Source organism: Sulfurihydrogenibium sp. (assembly GCF_027448985.1).
GTDB lineage: Bacteria > Aquificota > Aquificia > Aquificales > Hydrogenothermaceae > Sulfurihydrogenibium.
In genome coordinates this window covers 1-990 of record NZ_DAIDMN010000174.1, presented here as the reverse complement: position 1 = coordinate 990, position 990 = coordinate 1, and the positions used below count along the sequence as shown (strand labels likewise).

Below are 990 nucleotides of genomic sequence, written 5' to 3'. Positions count from 1 at the left end.
TGGGTTATATGCCACAATCGGCACCATCTATGGGAGTTGAGCTTTCGCCCGAAGGTAAGGCGTTGCTATATGGCAACATCGTAGAAGAAGAAGAGGCGATGAGAGATGCTGCAAAAGCTTTGTTGACGATGGCGAACCCAACTATCTTCCCTGGACCGCAAGTATTATGGGACTGGAGAGATGACGTAGCTGAAAAATCAGCAGCGATTTTGGATCTTGCAGCTGAGATTCCAAATTGTAAAATCATCCCTATGCCAGACTATAGACCTAAGTATCCAAAAATTGATGCAGAAGCGGAAATCAACCCGAATCACCCTAACTTAACAATTTTGCATAACAAGATTAAAGCAGCTGTTTTCATCGGTGTGCACTGTCATTATGCAAACCTTTCATTAAGAATGATTAGAGCTGGTACAGATTGTTACACGATAGCAATGTGTGCATTTATGGGTCACGAAGAAGCAATGGCTTCTATCAGAGATGTTCATGCTGAAGATGTACTTAGATTTAGAGACATCCTTGTTCAAGTAAGAAATGAACTAGGTATTGAGTGGACAGCAAAAATGCCACCAGAAAACCCATCTTTGCCAAAAGAGGATTGGGGAACACTTACGCCGGCTGATTATGGTGAGTACAGAAGTCTCCTCATGAGTAAAAAAGGCGAACACATCGCAGATGTTGAATAAGATAAGGAGAGATAAATGAGTTTAAATAAAACATTAGTAAGTATGGATTACCTCTTAAAAGAGGCTCCAAGAGAAAAGCATTTTATTACTGGTGCTCAGGCAATGGCTGAAGCTGTTAAAAGAGCAAGTGTTGATATGGCTATTGCCTATCCTATTACACCACAGTCTGAAGTTATGCACCTTGTTGGTGATATTTTTGCACAAGGGCACATCAAAGAGTACTATAGAGCGGAAGAAGAGCTTGGTACGATGTCAGCAATCGCTGGTGCTGCAAGAGCAGGTGTGCGTCTGTTCACGGCAACAT

At 42.0% G+C, this 990-nt stretch carries 1 protein-coding gene and 1 pseudogene; both read left to right on the top strand.

Annotated elements, in window-relative coordinates; translation table 11 throughout:
• The coding region (locus tag NE054_RS08415) for a carbon monoxide dehydrogenase beta subunit family protein (protein WP_297890546.1) at window positions 1-686 on the top strand (686 nt) is incomplete at its 5' end.
• A gap of 15 nt (window positions 687-701) precedes the next feature.
• Window positions 702-990, top strand: a pseudogene (locus tag NE054_RS08410) (ferredoxin oxidoreductase); the annotation flags it as partial.